Source organism: Pseudomonas sp. 6D_7.1_Bac1 (assembly GCF_025465945.1).
Taxonomy (GTDB): domain Bacteria; phylum Pseudomonadota; class Gammaproteobacteria; order Pseudomonadales; family Pseudomonadaceae; genus Aquipseudomonas.
The window spans coordinates 21,689-41,348 of sequence record NZ_JANLNW010000035.1; the positions used below are offsets into that span (position 1 = coordinate 21,689).

Below are 19,660 nucleotides of genomic sequence, written 5' to 3' on the forward strand. Positions count from 1 at the left end.
TTGATTCGCTGCTTCAAACAGCGAAGATCTTGCCCGGGTTCATGATGCCGTTCGGGTCGAACACCGCTTTGACCGCTTTCATGTACTCGATCTCAACCGGGGAACGGCTGTAGGTCAAGTAATCACGCTTGGTCATGCCCACGCCATGCTCGGCGGAGATCGAACCGTTGTACTTCTCGACGGTTTCAAACACCCACTTGTTGACGGTCGCGCACTTGGCGAAGAACTCGTCCTTGCTGAGGTTGTCCGGCTTGAGGATGTTCAGGTGCAGGTTGCCGTCGCCGATGTGGCCGAACCAGACGATTTCGAAATCCGGGTAGTGTTCACCGACGATCGCGTCGATTTCCTTCAGGAATGCCGGGACTTTCGACACAGTGACCGAAATGTCGTTCTTGTACGGCGTCCAGTGGGAAATGGTCTCGGAGATGTATTCGCGCAGTTTCCAGAGGTTTTGCAGCTGCGATTCGCTCTGGCTCATCACGCCATCGAGCACCCAGCCTTCTTCGACGCAGTGTTCAAAGGTTTCCAGGGCGTGGTTGGCCACTTCCTCGGTGGTCGCTTCGAATTCCAGCAGCGCGTAGAACGGGCAATCGGATTCAAACGGCGCCGGCACATCACCGCGCGCCAGGACTTTGGCCAGGGCCTTGTCGGAGAAGAATTCGAACGCCGTCAGGTCGAGCTTGTTCTGGAAGGCGTGCAGCACCGGCATGATCGAATCGAAGTCGGCAGTGCCGAGGACCATCGCGGTGAGGTTTTTCGGGGCGCGATCCAGGCGCATGGTCGCTTCGACCACAAAACCCAGGGTGCCTTCGGCGCCGATGAACAGCTGACGGAGGTCGTAGCCGGTGGCGTTCTTGATCAGGTCGCGGTTCAGCTCCAGCAGGTCGCCCTTGCCGGTCACGACTTTCATGCCAGCGACCCAGTTACGGGTCATGCCGTAGCGAATCACCTTGATCCCGCCGGCATTGGTGCCGATATTGCCGCCAATCTGGCTGGAGCCAGCAGAAGCGAAGTCCACCGGGTAGTACAGGCCGTGTTCTTCGGCGCGATTTTGCAGTTGTTCAGTGACCACGCCTGGCTGGCAGACGGCGGTGCGGTCGGTCAGGTTCACGTCGAGGATCTGGTTCATATAGTCGAAGGAAACAACCACTTCGCCATTGGCCGCCACGGCAGCAGCGGACAGCCCGGTGCGTCCGCCGGACGGCACCAGCGCAATCTTGTGCTCATTCGCCCAACGGACGATGGCCTGGACCTGCTCGGTGGTCTTGGGGAACACGATGGCCGTCGGGGCCGGGGCGAAATGCTTGGTCCAATCCTTACCGTAGGCATTCAGGGAGTCGGCATCGGTCAGCACCTTGCCAGGCTCAACCAGGGTCTTCAGCTCTTCAATCAGGGCGGGATTGGTCATCGACAGAACTCTCGAACAATTCATGGTCATCCTGAGTACGCTTCACGTCGCAGGAATGAGTGTTTTCGGGGTGCATATGCTAGCATACCGCCCCCGCAGGATAGTGCCCAAAGGCTGTTCTGCGGCGACGGCTTTCCTGCCGTCCGGGTCAGCGTCTGCTGGCTACTTCCCTGCCATTTTTCTCCGGGACACAGGTTTACGCAGATGAGCAAGACTTCTCTCGATAAGAGCAAGATCAAGTTCCTTCTTCTCGAAGGCGTCCACCAATCGGCTGTCGACGTCCTCAAGGCGGCGGGCTACACCAGCATCGAGTACCTCACGGGTTCTCTGCCGGAAGCCCAGCTGAAGGAAAAGATCGCTGATGCTCACTTCATCGGCATTCGCTCCCGTACTCAACTGACCGAAGAAATCTTCGATCACGCGAAGAAACTGGTGGCTGTTGGCTGTTTCTGCATCGGCACCAACCAGGTCGACCTCAATGCTGCGCGTGAACGCGGCATCGCGGTGTTCAACGCACCGTACTCCAACACCCGTTCGGTGGCCGAACTGGTGCTGGCCGAAGCGATCCTGTTGCTGCGCGGCATCCCTGAGAAAAACGCTTCCTGCCACCGTGGTGGCTGGATCAAAAGCGCGGCCAACTCCTTCGAAATCCGCGGCAAGAAGTTGGGTATCGTCGGTTACGGCTCGATCGGTACACAACTGTCGGTCTTGGCTGAAGGCCTGGGCATGCAGGTGTACTTCTACGACACCGTGACCAAGCTGCCACTGGGTAACGCCACCCAGGTCGGCAACCTGCACGAGCTGCTGGGCATGTCCGACATCGTGACCCTGCACGTACCGGAAACCGCTGCCACCCAGTGGATGATCGGCGAGAAAGAAATCCGCGCCATCAAGAAGGGCGGGATCCTGATCAACGCCGCTCGTGGCACCGTGGTCGAGCTGGACGCCCTGGCGGACGCGATCAAGGACCAGCACCTGATCGGCGCGGCCATCGACGTATTCCCGGTGGAGCCTCGCTCCAACGATGAAGAGTTCGCAAGCCCGCTGCGTGGCCTGGACAACGTGATCCTGACCCCGCACATCGGTGGTTCCACCGCTGAAGCGCAAGCCAACATCGGTCTGGAAGTGGCTGAGAAGCTGGTCAAGTACAGTGACAACGGTACGTCGGTGTCTTCGGTCAACTTCCCTGAAGTGGCCCTGCCGGCTCACCCTGGCAAGCACCGCTTGCTGCACATCCACGAGAACATCCCGGGTGTGATGAGCGAGATCAACAAGGTCTTCGCCGAAAACGGTATCAACATTTCCGGTCAGTTCCTGCAGACCAACGAGAAAGTCGGCTACGTCGTGATCGACGTCGACGCCGAGTACTCGGACCTGGCGCAAGAGAAGCTGCAACACATCAACGGCACCATTCGTTGCCGCGTGTTGTTCTAACGCTCAAGCGTCAATACAAAGGGAGACCCTCGGGTCTCCCTTTTTCATGCCTGGAAACTACTTACTTCACGGTCACGGTGATCTTTTTCGACATGATCGGCGGGTCGAACGGCACGTGGTTCTTGTCGCCCAGTTCCAGTTGCAAGGTGTGCTTGCCCGGCGTCAGGGTCACGTCGGTTTCGGTCTGGGCCTTGCCGAAATGCAGGTGGTTGGCGTCCGCCGGGATCGGCATGTTCTCGGCCGGCAATTTGCCAACGTCGATCAGCAAGTGGTGGTGCCCGGTATGTGCGGTCTGATCGCCGGCCGGCGCCAGGGCAATGTTTTCAACCGCGAATCTGACCTTGAAGGTTTTATCCACGGTCGCACCGTCCGCCGGGGAAACGATATACACCTTCGCACCCTCAGGGGCCTTGGTACGGGGGATGTCCGCGGCGCCCGCCAACATTGAAGCGCTGAGCATCAGACCGGCGAGAACTGCACGTGACATAAAGGTTTTCATTCTTTTCTCCAGTTTTGGACTTAATCTTTACGGTTGTGACAACTTCGTCGCAATTCGTTGTCGAAGCACCTCAACACCCTGGTAAAGCGCACCGAAACAGCGCGTCGCACATAATGAATTCAAGGAGTGACCATGCGCTTTCTGCCTGGCCTGATACTGTTGCTGCCCCTTGTGAGCCCTTTTGCTCACGCTGAACTGATCGACGATGTAAACGACCGTGGCGAACTGCGCATTGCACTTGAAGCCAACACTCCACCGTTCAATTTCAAGGAAGACGGCAAGCTCACAGGCTTCGAAGTCGAACTGGGCCAACTGCTGGCCAACGAGCTGGATGTGCGCGCCGACTTCGTCGTCACCGATGCAACCGATCTGCTGCCGGGGGTCGAGAGCGGCAAGTACGACGTCGCCATCAACCACATAGCACTGACCCCGGAGCTCAAGGATCGTTTCGACTTCAGCGAGCCTTATAGTTATTCAAGCGCACAATTGATCGTTCGCCAGGAAGAACAACGCCCGCTCGGCACTTTGCTGGCGCTCAAAGACGTGGCAAACAAACAGATCGACGCGGCCATCAGCGATCGCTTGCCGATCCCCTACGCCAGCCGCGACAGTCGTCTACCGGTGAATGAAGGCGCCAAGGTCGGGCCGACCTTGAGCCTGGCGATTCCGTTTCAGAAAGGTAACCCGGCATTCCAGGCCAGCCTGGACCGGGCACTGCAACGGATCAAGGCGGACGGCCGGCTGATGGCGCTGTCGGAGAAATGGTTCGGCATGGATGCGAGCCAGCCGCCAAAACCGTAATCCAATGGAGATCAATGTGGGAGCGAGCCTACTCGCGATAGCGGCCTGACCGTCAACATCATTGTTGAATGTGATGACCTCATCGCGAGCAGGCTCGCTCCCACATTAGTTATGTGAAGACTGTTGGATAAGCTCAGCCAACGCGACCGCGGCCTCAGCCAACTCCAGCTCGCTGAACACCTGCACTCCATTACGGGTCAACAAGGCAGCGGTGACGCCCTCGCCGCTGACTTTGACCCCGCTGAAGGTCCCGTCATAGGTCAACAGATTGCCGCAAGACGGGCTGTTGGCTTTGAGCACGGCGATGCGGATGGCGTGTTTTTGCACCAGTTCCAATGCCTGATAGGCCCCCGAGAGAAACTCGGTGCTGACGTCCTCGCCCTCCGTCGTCATGACCCGCGCAGTACCGTCGAGAACCTGAACGCCTTGCCCGCCAGGGATCTCGGCCGCTGCCCGTGGCGTTGGCAAACCGCCGGCGACTTCCGGGCACAAAGGGATCACCCGACCTTCGGCGATCCACTGTTCCAGCTGATTGAACGGCCCACTGGCGCCGCCGTCGTATCGCACGCGGTGACCCAACAGACAGCGACTCACCAGAATTTTCTGCATGATCAGAACGGCTCGTTGCCGCGCCGGCGAAACCAGCCCGTCAAGGACAGGCGCTCGCGGGTCGCGGGCAGGACTTCATGAGGTACTTCGCTCGACAGGAACACCACCAGGCAACCGCCGGTGGGCACCACATCGTGTGGGGCGCCCTCCTCCAGGTACATCCGCAACTGGCCGCCATGCTCGGGCAGCCACGCGTCGTTGAGGTAGATCACCGCTGAAACCATGCGCCGGTCGTCGTCACGAAAGCGGTCGACGTGCTTGAGGTAGAACGCGCCCGGCGGGTACAGCGCGAAATGGCTTTCAAAATCCTCAAGCCCGAGAAACAGGCTACGGTTCATCGCCTCGCGCAGGCTGTCCATCAACCCCAGATAGCTGTCGCAGGTGTCGACTTGCCCGGGCTCGAGCCACTGAATATGGTCGCCGCGGATACCTTCGCGAATCTCCGAAAAAGGTCCGCGCCCCACCGCCGCCGGCGCCAACTCGCCCTCAGCCGCACGTTTACGACACTCAGCCGCCAGTTCCAGGGTCAGCGCCTGGGGCAGGAAAATGTTTTGCTGCGACCAGCCGCGTGCAGCCAGGTCGTCGACGATACGTAACAGCAGCGGGTGATCAGAGGGTATTTGCATGGCGCGCATAGTATTCCTGCGCCAGGAAATCCGACAGAGCCACCTAGCGGGCTGATACGAATTCTCGACAAGACGTAACCCCACACGGAGAATAGTCGCCTGCTGACAGGAGTCCTTATGCGCCGTTTGCTTTTTTCACTGTTGATGCTCTGCACTTTGCCCACTTGGGCAGACGGCCACGACCAGTTGTACAAGGTCGCCGGTTGGCCAGACCAACGCGCGCATTTTAACGATGCCCTCACGGCCGCCCAGCAGCGCTACCAAGGCAGCCTGCCACCCGCAGTGTTCCAGGCCCTGGTCAATAACAGCAATCAACGCTTTGCCCCGCAGGCCATGGACCGTCGGGCCGAAGCGCAACTGCGCAAAAATCTCGCCGATCCAAAACCGGCGCTGGCGTTTTTCCAGTCACCCCTGGGGCGCAAAATCATTGCCGCCGAGCTGCTGGCAACCCGCCGCGACCAGTTGGCAAAAAACGCAAAAGGCCTGCCGAAAGTCGAAGCCAGCGATACCCGTCAGTTGATTATTGGTCATTTGGCCCAGGCACTGCCGGCGCGCGAAGCGGGGGCTGAAGTCAGCCTGGCGATTGCCGGTGTGGCAGCCGACAGCCTGAGTCAGATGATCCCCGGCCTGCTCGGCGGCGGTCAGGCCCAAGGTATGCTGAACGGTCAGCGCCAGCGCTTGATGGAACAGATCGGCTCCGACCTGAACAACACGCTGCTGTACGTCTATCGCGACCTGTCGGATGACGAATTGGAGGAGTTCGCCACGTTCGCCGAGTCAGCTGAAGGCAAGGCTTACTATCGGGCGGCATTGGCGGCGATTCGTGCGGGACTGGCGGTGGGGCAAAGTACGTCGAGCCTCAGTCAGTAAGCTTCGGCGTCTGGAAGATCGCCATCGCGAGCAAGCTCGCTCCCACACTGAATCTGCTTCGTACACAAAACCTGTGCTCACCATAGATCTAATGTGGGAGCGAGCCTGCTCGCGATGGCGTCATAACGGTCGCTAGAGATTTCTCCCCTTGATCCGCTTGGTCAAAAACCCGAAATACTCCTGGCGCAATGCCTGGGTTTCATTCGCCAGATGATGGCGGGCTTCGGGCAGCGTCAACACCTGCGGCCGGTCGAACTTGCCCCCCAGCATCTCAAGGTTGTGCTCCCAATCCACCGTCATGTCCGCCTGCCCCTGGATGATCAGTGGCCGACGACTGCTGCGTGGAGCCGCTTCGATTCGCTTGATCCACCGCGCCAGCGCCCCGACCCAGACCGTCGGCAAGCGCAGCGGCTGTAACGGATCGGCTTGCAGGAATGGCAAGAACGCCGGGTCGTTGGTGTTCTCGCTGAAGCGCCGGGCAATGCCTTTGACGAAAGGCCTCATCAGGTAATAACTGAAGTGTGACCAGCCCCAGGAGCGCGGCCGAACCAGCGGCGCAAGCAACACCACCTGCCCTTGCGCCGGGCTGTCTGCACCGTCGTTCAGCACATGGTCGATCACAATCGCACCGCCCGTACTCTGCCCGCACAAATGCCACGGTTGCGGCAGGTCCAAAGAGCGTGCCTCGGCGAACAAGCCTTGCAGAGCCGCCTGATACTCGGCGAAATCCTGGATGCTGGCGCGCTCGCCGCTGGACAGCCCATGCCCCGGCAAATCACAGGCAATCACCACGAACCCTTGATCCAGCGCCCAGTCGATCACATGCCGGTAAAGGCCCATGTGATCGTAGAAGCCGTGGAACACGAACATCGTCGCCACCGCCCGTTGCGGCCACCAGATCTGGCTGACCAACTGATAGCCATCGACCTGGAAACTGCCGAGCCCGCGTTTGACCGGCACACGGCGCAGGGGGAAATCCAGCCCATAAAAATGCTGGTACGCCTGGGCCTCCTCCGACAACGGCTGTGCCTCGGCCAAGGGCCGCAGGCTAGCACGCAGGTGTTCGGGATTGAAGGTGGCAGGCATGACGAACTTCCAGGAAAAGCGCGGAGCGCAAAACAGACTTTATGGGTCTGCGATATTCATCTGTCGCGGCAAGCATGGCAAGCTACGCGACCTTCAAGGATGCTTGCGTATGCACCCGCCCTACCGCACGACACTGCTTGCCAGTCTGCTCGCCCTTGTGTGCGCCGGCGTGCTGTGGGTCGCTTATGACTGGTTTCAGGGGCGCTACTTGCGAGCGTTCAGCTCACACACGGCGGTGTTTTCCGGCGATCCGCTGAGCCTTCCCGCCAATCTGGCAGGCCCCGGTGCGATTCGCGTCGTGCATTTCTGGGACCCGGCCTGCCCGTGCAACGTCGGCAATCAACAGCATCTGGCCGAACTGCTTGAGCATTATGTGCCGCAAGGCGTCGAGTTTTACGCGGTACAGAAGCCCGGCAGTCACGGCCAGTTACCCAGCACCTTGAGTCGCCTGAAAACCCTCGACGCCCTGCCAGGCGCCGAGCAGATCCCCGCAAGCCCGGCGGTAGCGATCTGGGACCGCAGCGGCAAACTGGCGTATTTCGGGCCGTACAGCGAAGGCCTGACCTGCAACTCGAGCAACAGCTTTATCGAACCGATCCTGCAAGCCCTGAGCGAAGACCGCCCCGTGAATGCCACGCATACCCTCGCGGTGGGCTGCTACTGTCCTTGGGCGACGACCAACGAAACACGTTAGGGCATTCCGGACTTTTCAAGGAAGGTGATGCCCGGCGCGCAAGGTCTGTGCTAAATGTTGACGGCCCCGGCTGGCGGCAACCCTAAAGAACAAGGAGTCACCATGAAACGCGTCCTGACCCTACTGGCCCTGCTACTTGTTGTCCTCGCGGCAGGCGCTGGCTGGTACGTGTACAGCAAGCAGCCGACACGTCAGGGGCTGGTTGAGTTGCAGCGCCTGCAAGGCTCGGTGACCGTGCGTTACGACGAGCGCGGCGTGCCGCATATTCGCGCCGAGAACGAAACCGACCTCTATCGCGCCCTCGGTTACGTGCACGCCCAGGACCGGCTGTTCCAGATGGAAATCATGCGGCGCCTGTCCCGTGGCGAGCTGGCCGAAGTCCTCGGGCCGAAACTGATCGATACCGACAAACTGTTCCGCAGCCTGCGCATTCGCGAGCGCGCCGAAAGCTATGTGGCCGCACTCGACCGCCAGTCCCCGGCGTGGAAGGCTCTGCAAGCCTATCTGGACGGGATCAATCAGTATCAGGACAGCCACGCCGCGCCGATGGAGTTCGACGTACTGGGCATCCATAAGCGCGCGTTCACCGCTGAAGACAGCGTCAGCGTCGCCGGTTACATGGCCTACAGCTTTGCCGCAGCGTTTCGCACCGAACCGTTGCTGACCTATGTCCGCGATCAGCTGGGCAGCGACTTCCTGAATATCTTCGACCTCGACTGGCAGCCCAAAGGCGTGCTGGCCAAGCGTCAGTCCGGCAAGGCTCCAACGCTCTCCGCCACTGACTGGAAGGACCTCAACGCCATCGCCCGACTGAGTGAGCAAGCACTGGCCGATAACGGCCTGCCGCAATTCGAAGGCAGCAACGCCTGGGTGATTTCCGGTACTCGCACCCAAAGCGGCAAGCCGCTGCTGGCCGGTGACCCGCACATTCGCTTTTCGACGCCGTCGGTGTGGTACGAAGCGCAACTGTCGGCGCCGGGTTTCGAGCTCTACGGACACCATCAGGCATTGGTGCCTTTTGCCTTCCTCGGTCACAACCTGGACTTCGGTTGGAGCCTGACCATGTTCCAGAACGACGACCTCGACCTGATCGCGGAGAAGGTCAACCCGGACAATGCCAACCAGGTCTGGTATCACGGCAAGTGGGTCGACATGGTCAACACCGAGCAGCAGATTGCCGTGAAAGGCCAGGCACCCGTCACGTTAGTGCTGCGTCAGTCGCCCCACGGCCCGATCATCAACGACGTGATCGGCACCATCGCCGGCAAGACGCCGATCGCCATGTGGTGGGCGTTCCTCGAAACCCAGAACCCGATCCTCGAAGGCTTCTACCAGCTCAACCGTGCCGACACCCTGGACAAGGCCCGTGCGGCGGCGGCGAAGGTTCATGCGCCGGGGCTGAATATCGTCTGGGCCAACGCCAAGGGTGACATTGGCTGGTGGGCGGCGGCACAACTGCCCAAGCGCCCGGCCGGGGTCAAGCCGGAGTTCATTCTCGACGGCAGCACCAGTCAGGCCGACAAGGAGGGCTTCTACCCGTTCAGCGCCAACCCGCAGGAAGAAAACCCGGCACGCGGTTACATCGTCTCGGCCAACTTCCAGCCGGTTTCGCCAACGGGCATGGAAATCCCTGGCTATTACAACCTGCCGGATCGCGGTCAGCAGCTCAACCGTCAGCTCAGCGACAAGAACGTGAAGTGGGACATCGACGCCAGCGAAAAACTGCAACTGGGCACCACCACCGGCTACGGCCCTCGCCTGCTGGCGCCGCTGTTGCCGGTACTGCGTGAGGTGGTCGGCGACCCGCAAGAGCTGAAACTGGTGGAGCAACTGGCCCAGTGGAAAGGCGATTACCCGCTGGAATCCACCAGTGCCACGCTGTTCAACCAGTTCGTGTTCAACCTGACCGACGAGGTGTTTCACGACAAGCTCGGCGACAACTTTTTCGAGACACTGCTCTTGACCCGAGTGATCGATGCCGCGTTGCCACGGCTGGCCGCCTCCCCCGATTCACCGTGGTGGGACAACCATCATACGCTCGGCAAGGAAACCCGCGCCGACGTCGTCAAAGCCGCGTGGCAGGCCAGCCTCGCCCACCTGAAAACCACCCTGGGCTCTGACCCGTCGCAATGGCAATGGGGCAAGGCCCACACCCTGACCCACGGCCATCCGTTGGGCATGCAAAAACCGCTGGATCGAATCTTCAACGTCGGCCCGTTCGACGCCCCCGGCAGCCACGAAGTGCCGAACAACCTCTCGGCCAAGATCGGCCCGGCGCCCTGGCCTGTGACCTACGGCCCTTCTACCCGGCGGATCATCGACTTCGCCGACCCGGCCCACGGCCTGACCATCAACCCGGTCGGCCAAAGCGGCGTGCCGTTCGATTCACACTACGATGACCAGGCTGAGGCCTACATCGAAGGCGTCTACCATCAGGCGCATTTCAACGAGGAAGAAGTGACGGCCAACACCCGCAGCACGTTGAAGCTGTTGCCGGCGCGGGTGGCGCAATAAACATCAAAAGACGATGAGTTTATTGATACTCGCTGCGGGCGCTTGAGGCGCATGACACCTTGAAAGGCTGACACCAGCCCCTGTGGCGAGGGGGCTTGCTCCCTCGCCACAATACCGCTCAAACCATCGCCGAGAAATTCAGCCGAAACTGCTGCGGCGTCACGCCAAGCCGGCGGTTGAACACGCTGCGCATGTGCTGGGCATCGCGAAAACCGCATTGGTACGCGACGGTCTTGAGCGGTGCCCGCGAGCTTTCCAGCATCACCCGGGCGGCATCCACCCGCGCCTGCTCAACGAACTCGGCCGGGGTGACTCCGGCTTCCCGGGCAAACACCCGCGAGAAATTGCGCGCGCTCATGTTGGCCGCCGTGGCCAGGTCGGCTATGCCCAGGTTCCCGGTCAAATTGGCCAACACGTAGTGCTGAACCCTCGCCACCGGCGACGTCGCTTCGGCGTGCGGTGTCAGAAACGGGCTGAACTGCGATTGCCCGCCGGAACGCTGGGTGAACACCACCAGCCGCTTGGCCACACTCAATGCGACTTGCGGGCCGTGATCCTTGGCCAGCAAGTACAACGACAGATCAATCCCCGCCGTGACGCCCGCCGAGGTGAAGAGCTCCGCGTCCTCGACATAGAGCCGATCGGCTTCGACCCGGGTCGACGGACACAACGCCGCCAACGCGGCGGCATCACTCCAGTGCGTGGTCACCGTACGCCCTTCGAGCAGCCCGGCGCGGGCCAGCATGAAGGCGCCGTTGCAGATCGAACCGAAGCGCTGTGAACGCGCGCTCGCCTCACGTAACCAGCCATGGAACGGCGCACCGAAATCCTCGAACGGCAACCTCGGCCCTCCGGCCACCAACAGCAGATCGTAAGGCTCCAAAGCCTCGCTGAAATGCCGATGAGCGTGCAGCGCCAAACCGTTCGAGCACGGCATCACGCCGTGCTCGAGCCCGATGACGTGCAACTGATAGTGATGCTCCGGCGCGAGGAACCGGTTGGCCTCGGAAAACACATCCATGGGACCCGTGACGTCCAGCGACTGGACGCCAGAGAACACCACGATGGCAACGGATTTACTCATGGGACGAAACGCCTTCAATGGCATTGATATGAATGTCAGCCATCACAAGATCCGTAGCAGCTGCCGAACGCAGCCTCGCAAGCTCGACAGCTGCTACAGGGCTGCGACCGTTCGGAAATCTGACTCACACCCTAGCCAATCCACAACCAATAAGCGAACTGGCATGAAGTACACGCTGATTGGCCGGGATCGCAGCCTCGTGTCGATTGTTCGCGCTCATCTGCCAGAACAGACTGGACTCATCAGCGCCGCCACGGCGTTTCCCATGAGGTAACTACCATGAGCAGCATCATCGCCGGCATCAAAATCCCCGACAGCGCCCTCGCCCGGGCCACCACTGAGTACATCCGCGACATCGAATCCGACCTGCTTTACCACCACTCGCGCCGGGTGTTTCTGTTCGGTGCCTTGAGCGGTGAACGCCAACAACTGGCCTACGATCCGGAACTGCTATACGTCGGCGCGATGTTCCATGACCTGGGCCTGGTGGACGGTTATCGCAGCGATGACGAACGCTTCGAGGTCGATGGCGCCAACGCGGCCGCAGCCTTTCTCAAACCGTACGGCTTGAGCGATGACGACATCGAACAGGTCTGGTTGTCGATTGCTTTGCACACGACGCCGGGCGTGCCCAAGCATTTGCGGCCGACCGTGGCGCTGGTCACCGCCGGTGTGGAAATGGACGTGCTGGGCATGGACTATGCGGCGTTCCCAACCGAGCAGCGTGAAGCGGTGGTGCACGCGCATCCACGGGGTGAGGGTTTCAAGGAGTGCATCATCTGCGCCTTTGCCGACGGCCTGCGCCATCGTCCGCAAACCACCTTCGGCAACGTGAAGACCGATGTGCTGGTGGATCAGGAACCGGGGTTCAAACCGATGAATTTCGTCGAGGTAATTCGCAAATCTCCTTGGGTGGCATGAAAACCTGTGGGAGCGAGCCTGCTCGCGAAAGCGATATGTCAGTCGACATCTGCGTCGACTGACATGGCCCCTTCGCGAGCAGGCTCGCTCCCACATTTGATCCGGATTAACCCGGCATCGGGTTTAAGCCGCTTCTGGCGCCTGTGCCCGGCGTACGTCCGGTTGTTTCCAGGAGTCCGCAGCGCCCTCTTCAATGGCTTGCTGGATCGCACGTTTGCGACTTTCTTCAGCACGGCGGCTGAAGAACCAGACCATGAAGGTGACGATCGACACCGCCAGCAGAATCAGGCTGGCCACGGCGTTGATCTCGGGCTTCACGCCCAGGCGCACGGCCGAGAACACTTCCATCGGCAAGGTTGTGGAACCCGGTCCGGACACGAAGCTCGCCAGCACCAGGTCATCCAGCGACAGGGCGAACGACATCATGCCGCCCGCGGCCAGCGACGGCGCGATCATCGGGATGGTGATCAGGAAGAACACCTTCCACGGCCGTGCACCGAGGTCCATGGCGGCCTCTTCGATGGACAGGTCAAGCTCACGCAAGCGCGCCGACACCACCACCGCCACATAGGCGGCGCAGAACGTGGTGTGAGCGATCCAGATCGTCACCAGACCGCGTTCCTGCGGCCAGCCGATCATCTGCGCCATGGCCACGAACAGCAGCAACAGCGACAGACCGGTGATCACTTCCGGCATCACCAGCGGCGCGGTGACCAGGCCGCCGAACAGCGTGCGGCCCTTGAAGCGGGTGACGCGGGTCAGTACGAAGGCCGCCAAAGTCCCCAACGCTACCGCGGCAACCGCGGTGTAGCAGGCGATTTCCAGCGAGCGCACCACCGAGCCCATCAGTTGGGTGTTGTCCAGCAGGCCGACGTACCACTTGATCGACCAGCCGCCCCAGACCGTCACCAGTTTCGAGGCGTTGAACGAGTAGATCACCAGGATCAGCATCGGCAGGTAGATGAACAACAGGCCGAGCACCAGCATCAGGCTGGAGAAACGGAAGCGTTTCATTCTTTACCCTCCATTTCCTTGGCCTGACTGCGGTTGAACAGGATGATCGGCACAATCAGGATCGCCAGCATCACCACCGCCAGAGCAGACGCCACCGGCCAGTCACGGTTGTTGAAGAACTCTTGCCAGAGCACTTTACCGATCATCAGAGTTTCCGGGCCGCCGAGCAGTTCCGGGATCACGAACTCACCCACCACCGGGATGAACACCAGCATGCAGCCGGCGATGATGCCGTTTTTCGACAACGGAACGGTGATTTTCCAGAAGCTGTTGAAGGTGCTCGAACCCAGGTCAGACGCGGCTTCCAGCAAACTGTTGTCGTGCTTCACCAGGTTGGCGTACAACGGCAGGATCATGAACGGCAGGTACGAATAGACCACGCCGATATAAACCGCCAGATTGGTGTTGAGGATCTGCAGCGGCTCGTTGATCCAGCCCATCGACATCAAGAAGCCGTTGAGCAGACCGTTGTTGCTGAGGATGCCCATCCACGCATACACGCGGATCAGGATCGCCGTCCAGGTCGGCATCATGATCAGCAGCACCAGCACGGTCTGTATCTCTTTGCGCGCACTGGCGATGGCGTAGGCCATCGGGTAGCCGATCAGCAAACAGAGAAGGGTGCTGAAAAGCGCCATCTTCAGCGAACCGAGGTAGGCGGCGATATACAACTCGTCGTCGCCCAGCATGGTGTAGTTGCCCAGATTCAGCAGCAACTGGATCTTCTGATCGACGAAGCTGTAGATCTGGGTGTACGGCGGAATGGCTACGTCGGCTTCGGCGAAGCTGATCTTCAGGACGATGAAGAACGGCAGCATGAAGAACATGAACAGCCAGATGAACGGTACCCCGATGACCAGATGACGGCCACCGGGAATTATTCGACTGAGTTGGCGCTGGAGTTTTCGCAGGTTCATGAGCGCAGTACCACGCCGCTGTCGTCTTCCCACCAGACGTAAACCTGATCGCCCCAGGTTGGGCGCTGCCCACGACGTTCGGCGTTGGCCACGAACGACTGCACGATCTTGCCGCTCGGCAACTCCACGTAGAACACCGAGTGGCCGCCCAGGTAGGCGATGTCGTGCACCTTGCCGCTCGACCAGTTGTGTTCGCAGGTCGGCATTTCTGCAGTCACCAGCAGTTTTTCCGGACGAATCGCGTAGGTCACCGACTTGTCTTGCACCGAGGTGCTGATGCCGTGGCCAACGTAGATGTTGCGGTCCAGGTCCTTGCAGGTAATCAGCGCATGACCCTCGGCATCGTCCACCACTTCACCGTCGAAGATGTTGACGTTGCCGATGAACTCACACACCAGCCGGCTGGTCGGGGTTTCGTAGATGTCGATCGGGCTGCCGATCTGGGCAATCCAGCCCAGGTGCATGATCGCGATGCGTTCGGCCATGGTCATGGCCTCTTCCTGGTCGTGGGTCACCATGACGCAGGTCACGCCGACGCGCTCGATGATTTCCACCAGTTCGAGCTGCATCTGCGAACGCAGTTTCTTGTCCAGCGCGCCCATCGGCTCGTCGAGCAGCAGCAGCTTCGGCTTCTTGGCCAACGAGCGAGCCAGCGCAACACGCTGACGCTGACCGCCAGAGAGCTGATGCGGCTTGCGCTTGGCGTACTGGCTCATCTGTACCAGCTTGAGCATTTCGGCCACGCGGGCGTCGACTTCAGCCGTCGGAATCTTGTCCTGCTTCAGGCCGAAGGCGATGTTCTGCGCCACGGTCATGTGCGGGAACAAGGCGTAGGACTGGAACATCATGTTGATCGGCCGCTCGTACGGCGGCATCTCGGTGATGTCCACGCCGTCGAGGAAAATGCGCCCCTCCGTGGGCCGTTCGAAACCTGCGAGCATACGCAGCAAGGTCGATTTGCCCGATCCCGAACCGCCGAGCAAGGCGAAGATCTCGCCTTTCTTGATTTCCAGGGACACATCGTCCACGGCAATCGTCTCGTCGAACTTCTTCGTGACCCGGTCGATTTTGACCAGCACCTGTTTAGGTGTCTGGTCGCCCTCGAGGGCTTTCTTATAGGCGCCGGAGGCAACTGCCATTTACGAAACTCCCAACAAAATTTGCAGATCGCCCAATACAGGCGAACCTTGGATAGTTTGAGCCTTTGTCACTATTTACCCGACTTGACCTTGGTCCAGCTGCGGGTCATCAACCGTTGAATCGTTGGCGGCAGCTCGATCGACACGTAGGCCTTTTCGAGCACCGCTTGCGGTGGATACACCGATTCGTCGGTACGAATCGACTGCTCCATCAGCTTGTCCGAGCCGGGGTTCGGGTTGGCATAGCCAACAGCGTCACTCACTTGAGCGATCACGTCTGGCTTGAGCACATAGTTGATGAAAGCATGGGCCTGTTTGACGTTGGCGGAGTCCTTGGGGATCGCCAACATGTCGAACCACAACGCGCCGCCCTCTTTGGGAATCGCGTAGGCAACCTTCACGCCTTTGCCGGCCTCGGCAGCACGGGCCTTGGCCTGGAAGATGTCCCCGGAGAACCCGACCGCGACGCAGATATTGCCGTTGGCCAGGTCCGAGATGTACTTGGATGAGTGGAAGTAGGTCACGTAAGGCCGTACCGCCAGCAACTTGGCTTCAGCCTTTTTGTAGTCTTCCGGGTTCGTGCTGTTGGCGTTCAGGCCCATGTAGTTGAGGACGGTCGGCAGCATCTCGTCGGCCGAATCGAGGAAGGCCACGCCACAACTGCTGAGCTTCTTGATGTTCTCGGGCTCGAACAGCACGGCCCAGGAATCGATCTTGTCGACGCCCAACACCGCCTTGACCTTGTCGACGTTGTAACCAATGCCGTTGGTGCCCCACAGGTAAGGTACGGCGTACTGATTGCCCGGATCGTTCATTTCCAGGCGTTTGAGCAGCGCCGGGTCAAGGTTGGAGTAGTTCGGCAGCTGCGACTTGTCGAGCTTCTGGAACGCCCCGGCCTTGATTTGCTTGCCCAGGAAGTGGTTGGACGGCACGACTACGTCATAACCGGTGCGCCCGGCCAGCAACTTGCCTTCCAGGGTTTCATTGGAGTCGAACACGTCGTACACCGGCTTGATGCCAGTGGCTTTTTCGAAATCTGCCAGGGTGGTCTGCCCGATGTAATCCGACCAGTTATAAATATGCACGGTGGACGCAGCTTGAACACTGACGGCAAGCGTCAGGCCGGCACCGACCAGCATGGCTTTGCGAAACAAAGAAATAGGCAAGTGAAGGTCCTCTAAAATAGTTGGGCCCAAGTTGCCCAGCGTTACATGACAGCCATGGCTGCCTGGCAACAAAACCGGCGCGCAACTTACCCTCGATAAACCTTTCCAGCAAAACTTTCTGTCATTTAATTATTCCTGCAACCGCCGCCAGAGCGGCGACGGCTACAGGTGATTGCCTCAAACCGGCTTATTTACCGGATTTGATCTTGGTCCAGCTGCGGGTCAGCTCACGCTGGGTAGCGGCTGGCAAATCAGCGATTGCGTAGAGCTTGGCCTGCACCTCTGCCGACGGATAAATGCCTGGATCCGAGGTGATTTCCTTGTTCACGTACTGAGTGGCTTCGGCATTACCGTTAGGGTAACGCACGCTGTTGGTGATATCGGCCATCACTTTCGGCTGCAACAGGTAGTTCATGAACTTGTAGGCACCCTCGACGTTTTCCGCATCTTTAGGGATAGCGACCATGTCGTAGAAGCTGCCGGCGCCTTCTTTTGGAATGGCGTAGCTGATCTTCACCTTGTCACCGGCTTCGGCGGCACGGGATTTGGCCTGCTGGATGTCACCCGAATAGCCAACGGCTACGCAGATGTCGCCGTTGGCCAGGTCGGAGATGTACTTGGACGAGTGGAAGTAAGTGACCGAAGGACGAATCTTCAGGAACAGGTCTTCGGCTTTCTTGATGTCTTCTTTTTTCTGGCTGTCGGTTGGCAGACCCAGGTAATGCAGGGCGACCGGCAGCATTTCGGTAGGCGAATCGAGGAAGCTCACGCCGCAGCCCTTGAGCTTGGCCAGGTTCTCTGGCTTGAGCACGACATCCCAGGAATCGATTTTGTCGACGCCCAGCGCGGCCTTGACCTTCTCGGCGTTGTAACCGATACCGATCGAGCCCCACATGTAAGGGAAGGCATGACTGTTGCCCGGGTCGCTGACAGAAACCGCTTTGAGCAGCGACTTGTTCAGGTTGCCGTAGTTGGACAGCTTGGACTTGTCCAGCTCCTGGTAAACGCCAGCCTTGATCTGCTTGGCCAGGAAGTTGTTGGACGGCACAACCACGTCATAACCGGACTTGCCGGCCAGCAACTTGGCCTCGAGGGTTTCGTTACTGTCGAACACATCGTAGACGACCTTGATCCCGGACTCTTTTTCAAAGTTCGCGATGGTGTCCGGTGCGATGTAGTCGGACCAGTTGTAAACGTGCAGGACTTTATCGTCGGCCTGGGCTGCCCCAGCCATCACGCCCATCAGGGACAAGGCGAGCAGGGTCTTGCCAGTTTTCTTCAAACCTAATGCCTTCATGCGTAACGCTCCAATTATTCTTTTTAAGCACATTTTTTTGTTAACCAAGATCCAGCGGCCGATTCCTTGGCAACTCAAACAGCGGATAGTCTGGCAAGTTACAAGGCAGGCTTTCAAGGAAAGACCCGTCCTTTGTGCGCCCTGAGCGAAGTGCCAGCCACGGACCTCGCTCAGAGCCTAGCACTTAGCTTTGCAGCGCACTCAGAGTCAGGTCCAGGCACTTGCGCGCCTTGGTGACCAGTTCGTCGATCTCGGCTTCGGTGATCACCAGCGGCGGAGCAATGATCATGGTGTCGCCGACGGCGCGCATGATCAGCCCATTGTCGAAGCAGAACTGCCGGCAGATCATGCCAACACCCTTGCCGACGTAACGCGCCCGTGTCGCCTTGTCCTGAACCAGCTCGATGGCCCCCAACAGACCTACCCCACGAACTTCACCCACCAGCGGGTGATCGTTCAGTTCCCGTAGACGCTTTTGCAAATAAGGTGCCGTTTCTGCACGAACGCGCTCGACAATTTTTTCGTCGCGCAGAATACGGATGTTTTCCAGTGCCACCGCAGCGGCGACCGGATGTCCGGAATAAGTAAAACCGTGGTTGAAGTCGCCACCTTCGTTCAGCACCTCGACCACTTCGTCACGCACGATCAGGCCGCCCATCGGGATGTAGCCAGACGTCAGGCCCTTGGCGATGGTCATCATGTCCGGCTTGAGGTCGTAGAAATCGCTACCGAACCACTCGCCGGTACGGCCGAAACCACAGATCACCTCGTCCGCGACGAACAGAATGTCGTACTTGGCGAGGATTTCCTTGATACGCGGCCAGTAGCTGGCTGGCGGAATGATCACGCCGCCCGCGCCCTGGATCGGCTCGGCAATAAAGGCACCGACGTTGTCGACGCCGAGTTCGAGAATCTTCTCTTCCAGCTGATTGGCCGCCCAGACGCCGAACTCTTCCAGGGTCATGTCGCCACCTTCACCGAACCAGTAAGGCTGGGCGATGTGGACAATGCCCGGGATCGGCAAGTCGCCCTGTTCGTGCATGTAGGTCATGCCGCCCAGGCTGGCGCCGGCCACGGTCGAACCGTGGTAGCCGTTTTTACGGCTGATGATGACTTTCTTCTTCGGCTGGCCTTTGATCGCCCAGTAGTGGCGAACCATGCGCAACATGGTGTCGTTGCCTTCAGAGCCGGAACCGGTGAAGAACACGTGGTTCATGCCTTCTGGCGCGACGTCGGCGATGGCCTTGGCCAGTTTCAGTACCGGCGGGTGAGCGGTCTGGAAGAACAGGTTGTAATACGGCAGTTCGCGCATCTGTTTGCTGGCGGCATCGGCCAGTTCATCGCGACCGTAACCGATGGCCACGCACCACAGACCGGCCATGCCGTCGAGGATCTTGTTGCCTTCGCTGTCCCAGAGATAAACGCCCTTGGCGTTGGTGATGATCCGCGGGCCTTTCTCTTTCAGCTGTTTGAAGTCGCTGAAAGGGGCCAGGTGGTGATCATTGCTCAGGGTTTGCCATTCACGGGTTTGCGGGTTCTTGCTGGTCATAAAGCTCTCCTGGTTGGGTGAGAGTGCGGCTT

General features: G+C 59.8%; 18 protein-coding genes. 6 read left to right on the top strand and 12 right to left on the bottom strand.

Annotated elements, in window-relative coordinates; all coding sequences use genetic code 11:
- Nucleotides 1–13: 13 nt before the first annotated feature.
- Nucleotides 14–1,408, bottom strand: a complete 1,395-nt coding sequence (locus NTD87_RS09395) for an FAD-binding oxidoreductase (RefSeq protein ID WP_262113464.1) — start codon at nt 1,406–1,408, stop codon at nt 14–16.
- A 204-nt stretch (nt 1,409–1,612) separates the two neighbouring features.
- On the opposite strand from NTD87_RS09395, the gene serA reads away from it, so the two are divergent.
- Nucleotides 1,613–2,842: a phosphoglycerate dehydrogenase gene (gene serA / locus NTD87_RS09400; protein WP_262113465.1), complete on the top strand. Its 1,230-nt coding sequence runs from the start codon at nt 1,613–1,615 to the stop codon at nt 2,840–2,842.
- A gap of 61 nt (nt 2,843–2,903) precedes the next feature.
- Here the strand turns inward: serA and NTD87_RS09405 are convergent, their stop codons facing one another.
- Complete coding sequence (locus tag NTD87_RS09405) at nt 2,904–3,341, bottom strand: DUF4399 domain-containing protein (RefSeq protein WP_262113466.1); 438 nt, start codon at nt 3,339–3,341, stop codon at nt 2,904–2,906.
- A gap of 132 nt (nt 3,342–3,473) precedes the next feature.
- Here NTD87_RS09405 and NTD87_RS09410 point away from each other — a divergent pair, with 132 nt between their 5' ends.
- Complete coding sequence (locus NTD87_RS09410) at nt 3,474–4,142, top strand: transporter substrate-binding domain-containing protein (protein ID WP_262113467.1); 669 nt, start codon at nt 3,474–3,476, stop codon at nt 4,140–4,142.
- 105 nt (nt 4,143–4,247) lie between these two features.
- Here the strand turns inward: NTD87_RS09410 and NTD87_RS09415 are convergent, their stop codons facing one another.
- Together NTD87_RS09415 and NTD87_RS09420 are read right to left on the bottom strand one after the other, a co-directional pair.
- Nucleotides 4,248–4,751, bottom strand: coding sequence for a DUF523 domain-containing protein (locus tag NTD87_RS09415; protein WP_262113468.1), 504 nt, complete (start codon nt 4,749–4,751; stop codon nt 4,248–4,250).
- A 2-nt stretch (nt 4,752–4,753) separates the two neighbouring features.
- On the bottom strand, nt 4,754–5,386 hold the full coding sequence (locus NTD87_RS09420) for a 2OG-Fe(II) oxygenase (RefSeq protein WP_262113469.1): 633 nt from the start codon (nt 5,384–5,386) through the stop codon (nt 4,754–4,756).
- Between the two features lie 108 nt (nt 5,387–5,494).
- On the opposite strand from NTD87_RS09420, the gene NTD87_RS09425 reads away from it, so the two are divergent.
- On the top strand, nt 5,495–6,247 hold the full coding sequence (locus tag NTD87_RS09425) for a DUF2059 domain-containing protein (protein ID WP_262113470.1): 753 nt from the start codon (nt 5,495–5,497) through the stop codon (nt 6,245–6,247).
- A 132-nt stretch (nt 6,248–6,379) separates the two neighbouring features.
- On the opposite strand, the gene NTD87_RS09430 is transcribed toward NTD87_RS09425, so the two are convergent.
- Complete coding sequence (locus NTD87_RS09430; RefSeq protein ID WP_262113471.1) at nt 6,380–7,333, bottom strand: alpha/beta hydrolase; 954 nt, start codon at nt 7,331–7,333, stop codon at nt 6,380–6,382.
- 109 nt (nt 7,334–7,442) lie between these two features.
- On the opposite strand from NTD87_RS09430, the gene NTD87_RS09435 reads away from it, so the two are divergent.
- Nucleotides 7,443–8,027, top strand: a complete 585-nt coding sequence (locus tag NTD87_RS09435; RefSeq protein ID WP_262113472.1) for a DUF6436 domain-containing protein — start codon at nt 7,443–7,445, stop codon at nt 8,025–8,027.
- Nucleotides 8,028–8,129: 102 nt separating this feature from the next.
- Nucleotides 8,130–10,541 carry a penicillin acylase family protein gene (locus NTD87_RS09440; RefSeq protein ID WP_262113473.1) on the top strand — a complete coding sequence of 804 codons (2,412 nt, stop codon included), beginning with the start codon at nt 8,130–8,132 and terminating at the stop codon, nt 10,539–10,541.
- A 118-nt stretch (nt 10,542–10,659) separates the two neighbouring features.
- Here the strand turns inward: NTD87_RS09440 and NTD87_RS09445 are convergent, their stop codons facing one another.
- Entirely contained in the window at nt 10,660–11,625 is a 966-nt protein-coding gene (locus NTD87_RS09445; RefSeq protein ID WP_262113474.1) for a GlxA family transcriptional regulator, read from the bottom strand.
- A gap of 279 nt (nt 11,626–11,904) precedes the next feature.
- Between NTD87_RS09445 and NTD87_RS09450 the strand changes: the two genes are divergently transcribed.
- On the top strand, nt 11,905–12,546 hold the full coding sequence (locus NTD87_RS09450) for an HD domain-containing protein (RefSeq protein ID WP_262113476.1): 642 nt from the start codon (nt 11,905–11,907) through the stop codon (nt 12,544–12,546).
- Between the two features lie 123 nt (nt 12,547–12,669).
- Here NTD87_RS09450 and NTD87_RS09455 read toward each other — a convergent pair whose 3' ends face one another.
- The 6 genes from NTD87_RS09455 to NTD87_RS09480 all read right to left on the bottom strand — a co-directional run bounded on the left by NTD87_RS09455 (nt 12,670) and on the right by NTD87_RS09480 (nt 19,628).
- On the bottom strand, nt 12,670–13,560 hold the full coding sequence (locus NTD87_RS09455; protein ID WP_262113477.1) for an ABC transporter permease subunit: 891 nt from the start codon (nt 13,558–13,560) through the stop codon (nt 12,670–12,672).
- Entirely contained in the window at nt 13,557–14,438 is an 882-nt protein-coding gene (locus NTD87_RS09460; protein WP_262113622.1) for an ABC transporter permease subunit, read from the bottom strand. Before NTD87_RS09460 ends, NTD87_RS09455 begins: the two co-directional genes overlap by 4 nt.
- A 35-nt stretch (nt 14,439–14,473) precedes the next feature.
- Nucleotides 14,474–15,616 (bottom strand): ABC transporter ATP-binding protein, encoded by a 1,143-nt coding sequence (locus NTD87_RS09465; RefSeq protein WP_262113478.1) that lies wholly within the window; start codon nt 15,614–15,616, stop codon nt 14,474–14,476.
- Between the two features lie 71 nt (nt 15,617–15,687).
- The gene (locus tag NTD87_RS09470; RefSeq protein WP_315975296.1) at nt 15,688–16,782 is read right to left on the bottom strand and encodes a polyamine ABC transporter substrate-binding protein; all 1,095 of its coding nucleotides are present in this window, start codon (nt 16,780–16,782) and stop codon (nt 15,688–15,690) included.
- 187 nt (nt 16,783–16,969) lie between these two features.
- The gene (locus tag NTD87_RS09475; RefSeq protein WP_262113479.1) at nt 16,970–18,079 is read right to left on the bottom strand and encodes a polyamine ABC transporter substrate-binding protein; all 1,110 of its coding nucleotides are present in this window, start codon (nt 18,077–18,079) and stop codon (nt 16,970–16,972) included.
- Between the two features lie 184 nt (nt 18,080–18,263).
- Entirely contained in the window at nt 18,264–19,628 is a 1,365-nt protein-coding gene (locus NTD87_RS09480) for an aspartate aminotransferase family protein (protein WP_262113480.1), read from the bottom strand.
- Between the last annotated feature and the right edge of the window lie 32 nt (nt 19,629–19,660).

Excerpts from the sequence above, each read along its gene's own strand:
- NTD87_RS09455 (WP_262113477.1), bottom strand. The coding sequence starts at position 13,560 with ATGAAACGCTTCCGTTTCTCCAGCCTGATGCTGGTGCTCGGCCTGTTG.
- NTD87_RS09480 (WP_262113480.1), bottom strand. The coding sequence starts at position 19,628 with ATGACCAGCAAGAACCCGCAAACCCGTGAATGGCAAACCCTGAGCAAT.
- NTD87_RS09395 (WP_262113464.1), bottom strand. The coding sequence starts at position 1,408 with ATGACCAATCCCGCCCTGATTGAAGAGCTGAAGACCCTGGTTGAGCCT.
- NTD87_RS09440 (WP_262113473.1), top strand. The coding sequence starts at position 8,130 with ATGAAACGCGTCCTGACCCTACTGGCCCTGCTACTTGTTGTCCTCGCG.
- serA (WP_262113465.1), top strand. The coding sequence starts at position 1,613 with ATGAGCAAGACTTCTCTCGATAAGAGCAAGATCAAGTTCCTTCTTCTC.
- NTD87_RS09465 (WP_262113478.1), bottom strand. The coding sequence starts at position 15,616 with ATGGCAGTTGCCTCCGGCGCCTATAAGAAAGCCCTCGAGGGCGACCAG.
- NTD87_RS09435 (WP_262113472.1), top strand. The coding sequence starts at position 7,443 with ATGCACCCGCCCTACCGCACGACACTGCTTGCCAGTCTGCTCGCCCTT.
- NTD87_RS09420 (WP_262113469.1), bottom strand. The coding sequence starts at position 5,386 with ATGCGCGCCATGCAAATACCCTCTGATCACCCGCTGCTGTTACGTATC.
- NTD87_RS09430 (WP_262113471.1), bottom strand. The coding sequence starts at position 7,333 with ATGCCTGCCACCTTCAATCCCGAACACCTGCGTGCTAGCCTGCGGCCC.
- NTD87_RS09450 (WP_262113476.1), top strand. The coding sequence starts at position 11,905 with ATGAGCAGCATCATCGCCGGCATCAAAATCCCCGACAGCGCCCTCGCC.
- NTD87_RS09475 (WP_262113479.1), bottom strand. The coding sequence starts at position 18,079 with ATGAAGGCATTAGGTTTGAAGAAAACTGGCAAGACCCTGCTCGCCTTG.
- NTD87_RS09425 (WP_262113470.1), top strand. The coding sequence starts at position 5,495 with ATGCGCCGTTTGCTTTTTTCACTGTTGATGCTCTGCACTTTGCCCACT.
- NTD87_RS09415 (WP_262113468.1), bottom strand. The coding sequence starts at position 4,751 with ATGCAGAAAATTCTGGTGAGTCGCTGTCTGTTGGGTCACCGCGTGCGA.
- NTD87_RS09405 (WP_262113466.1), bottom strand. The coding sequence starts at position 3,341 with ATGAAAACCTTTATGTCACGTGCAGTTCTCGCCGGTCTGATGCTCAGC.
- NTD87_RS09410 (WP_262113467.1), top strand. The coding sequence starts at position 3,474 with ATGCGCTTTCTGCCTGGCCTGATACTGTTGCTGCCCCTTGTGAGCCCT.
- NTD87_RS09445 (WP_262113474.1), bottom strand. The coding sequence starts at position 11,625 with ATGAGTAAATCCGTTGCCATCGTGGTGTTCTCTGGCGTCCAGTCGCTG.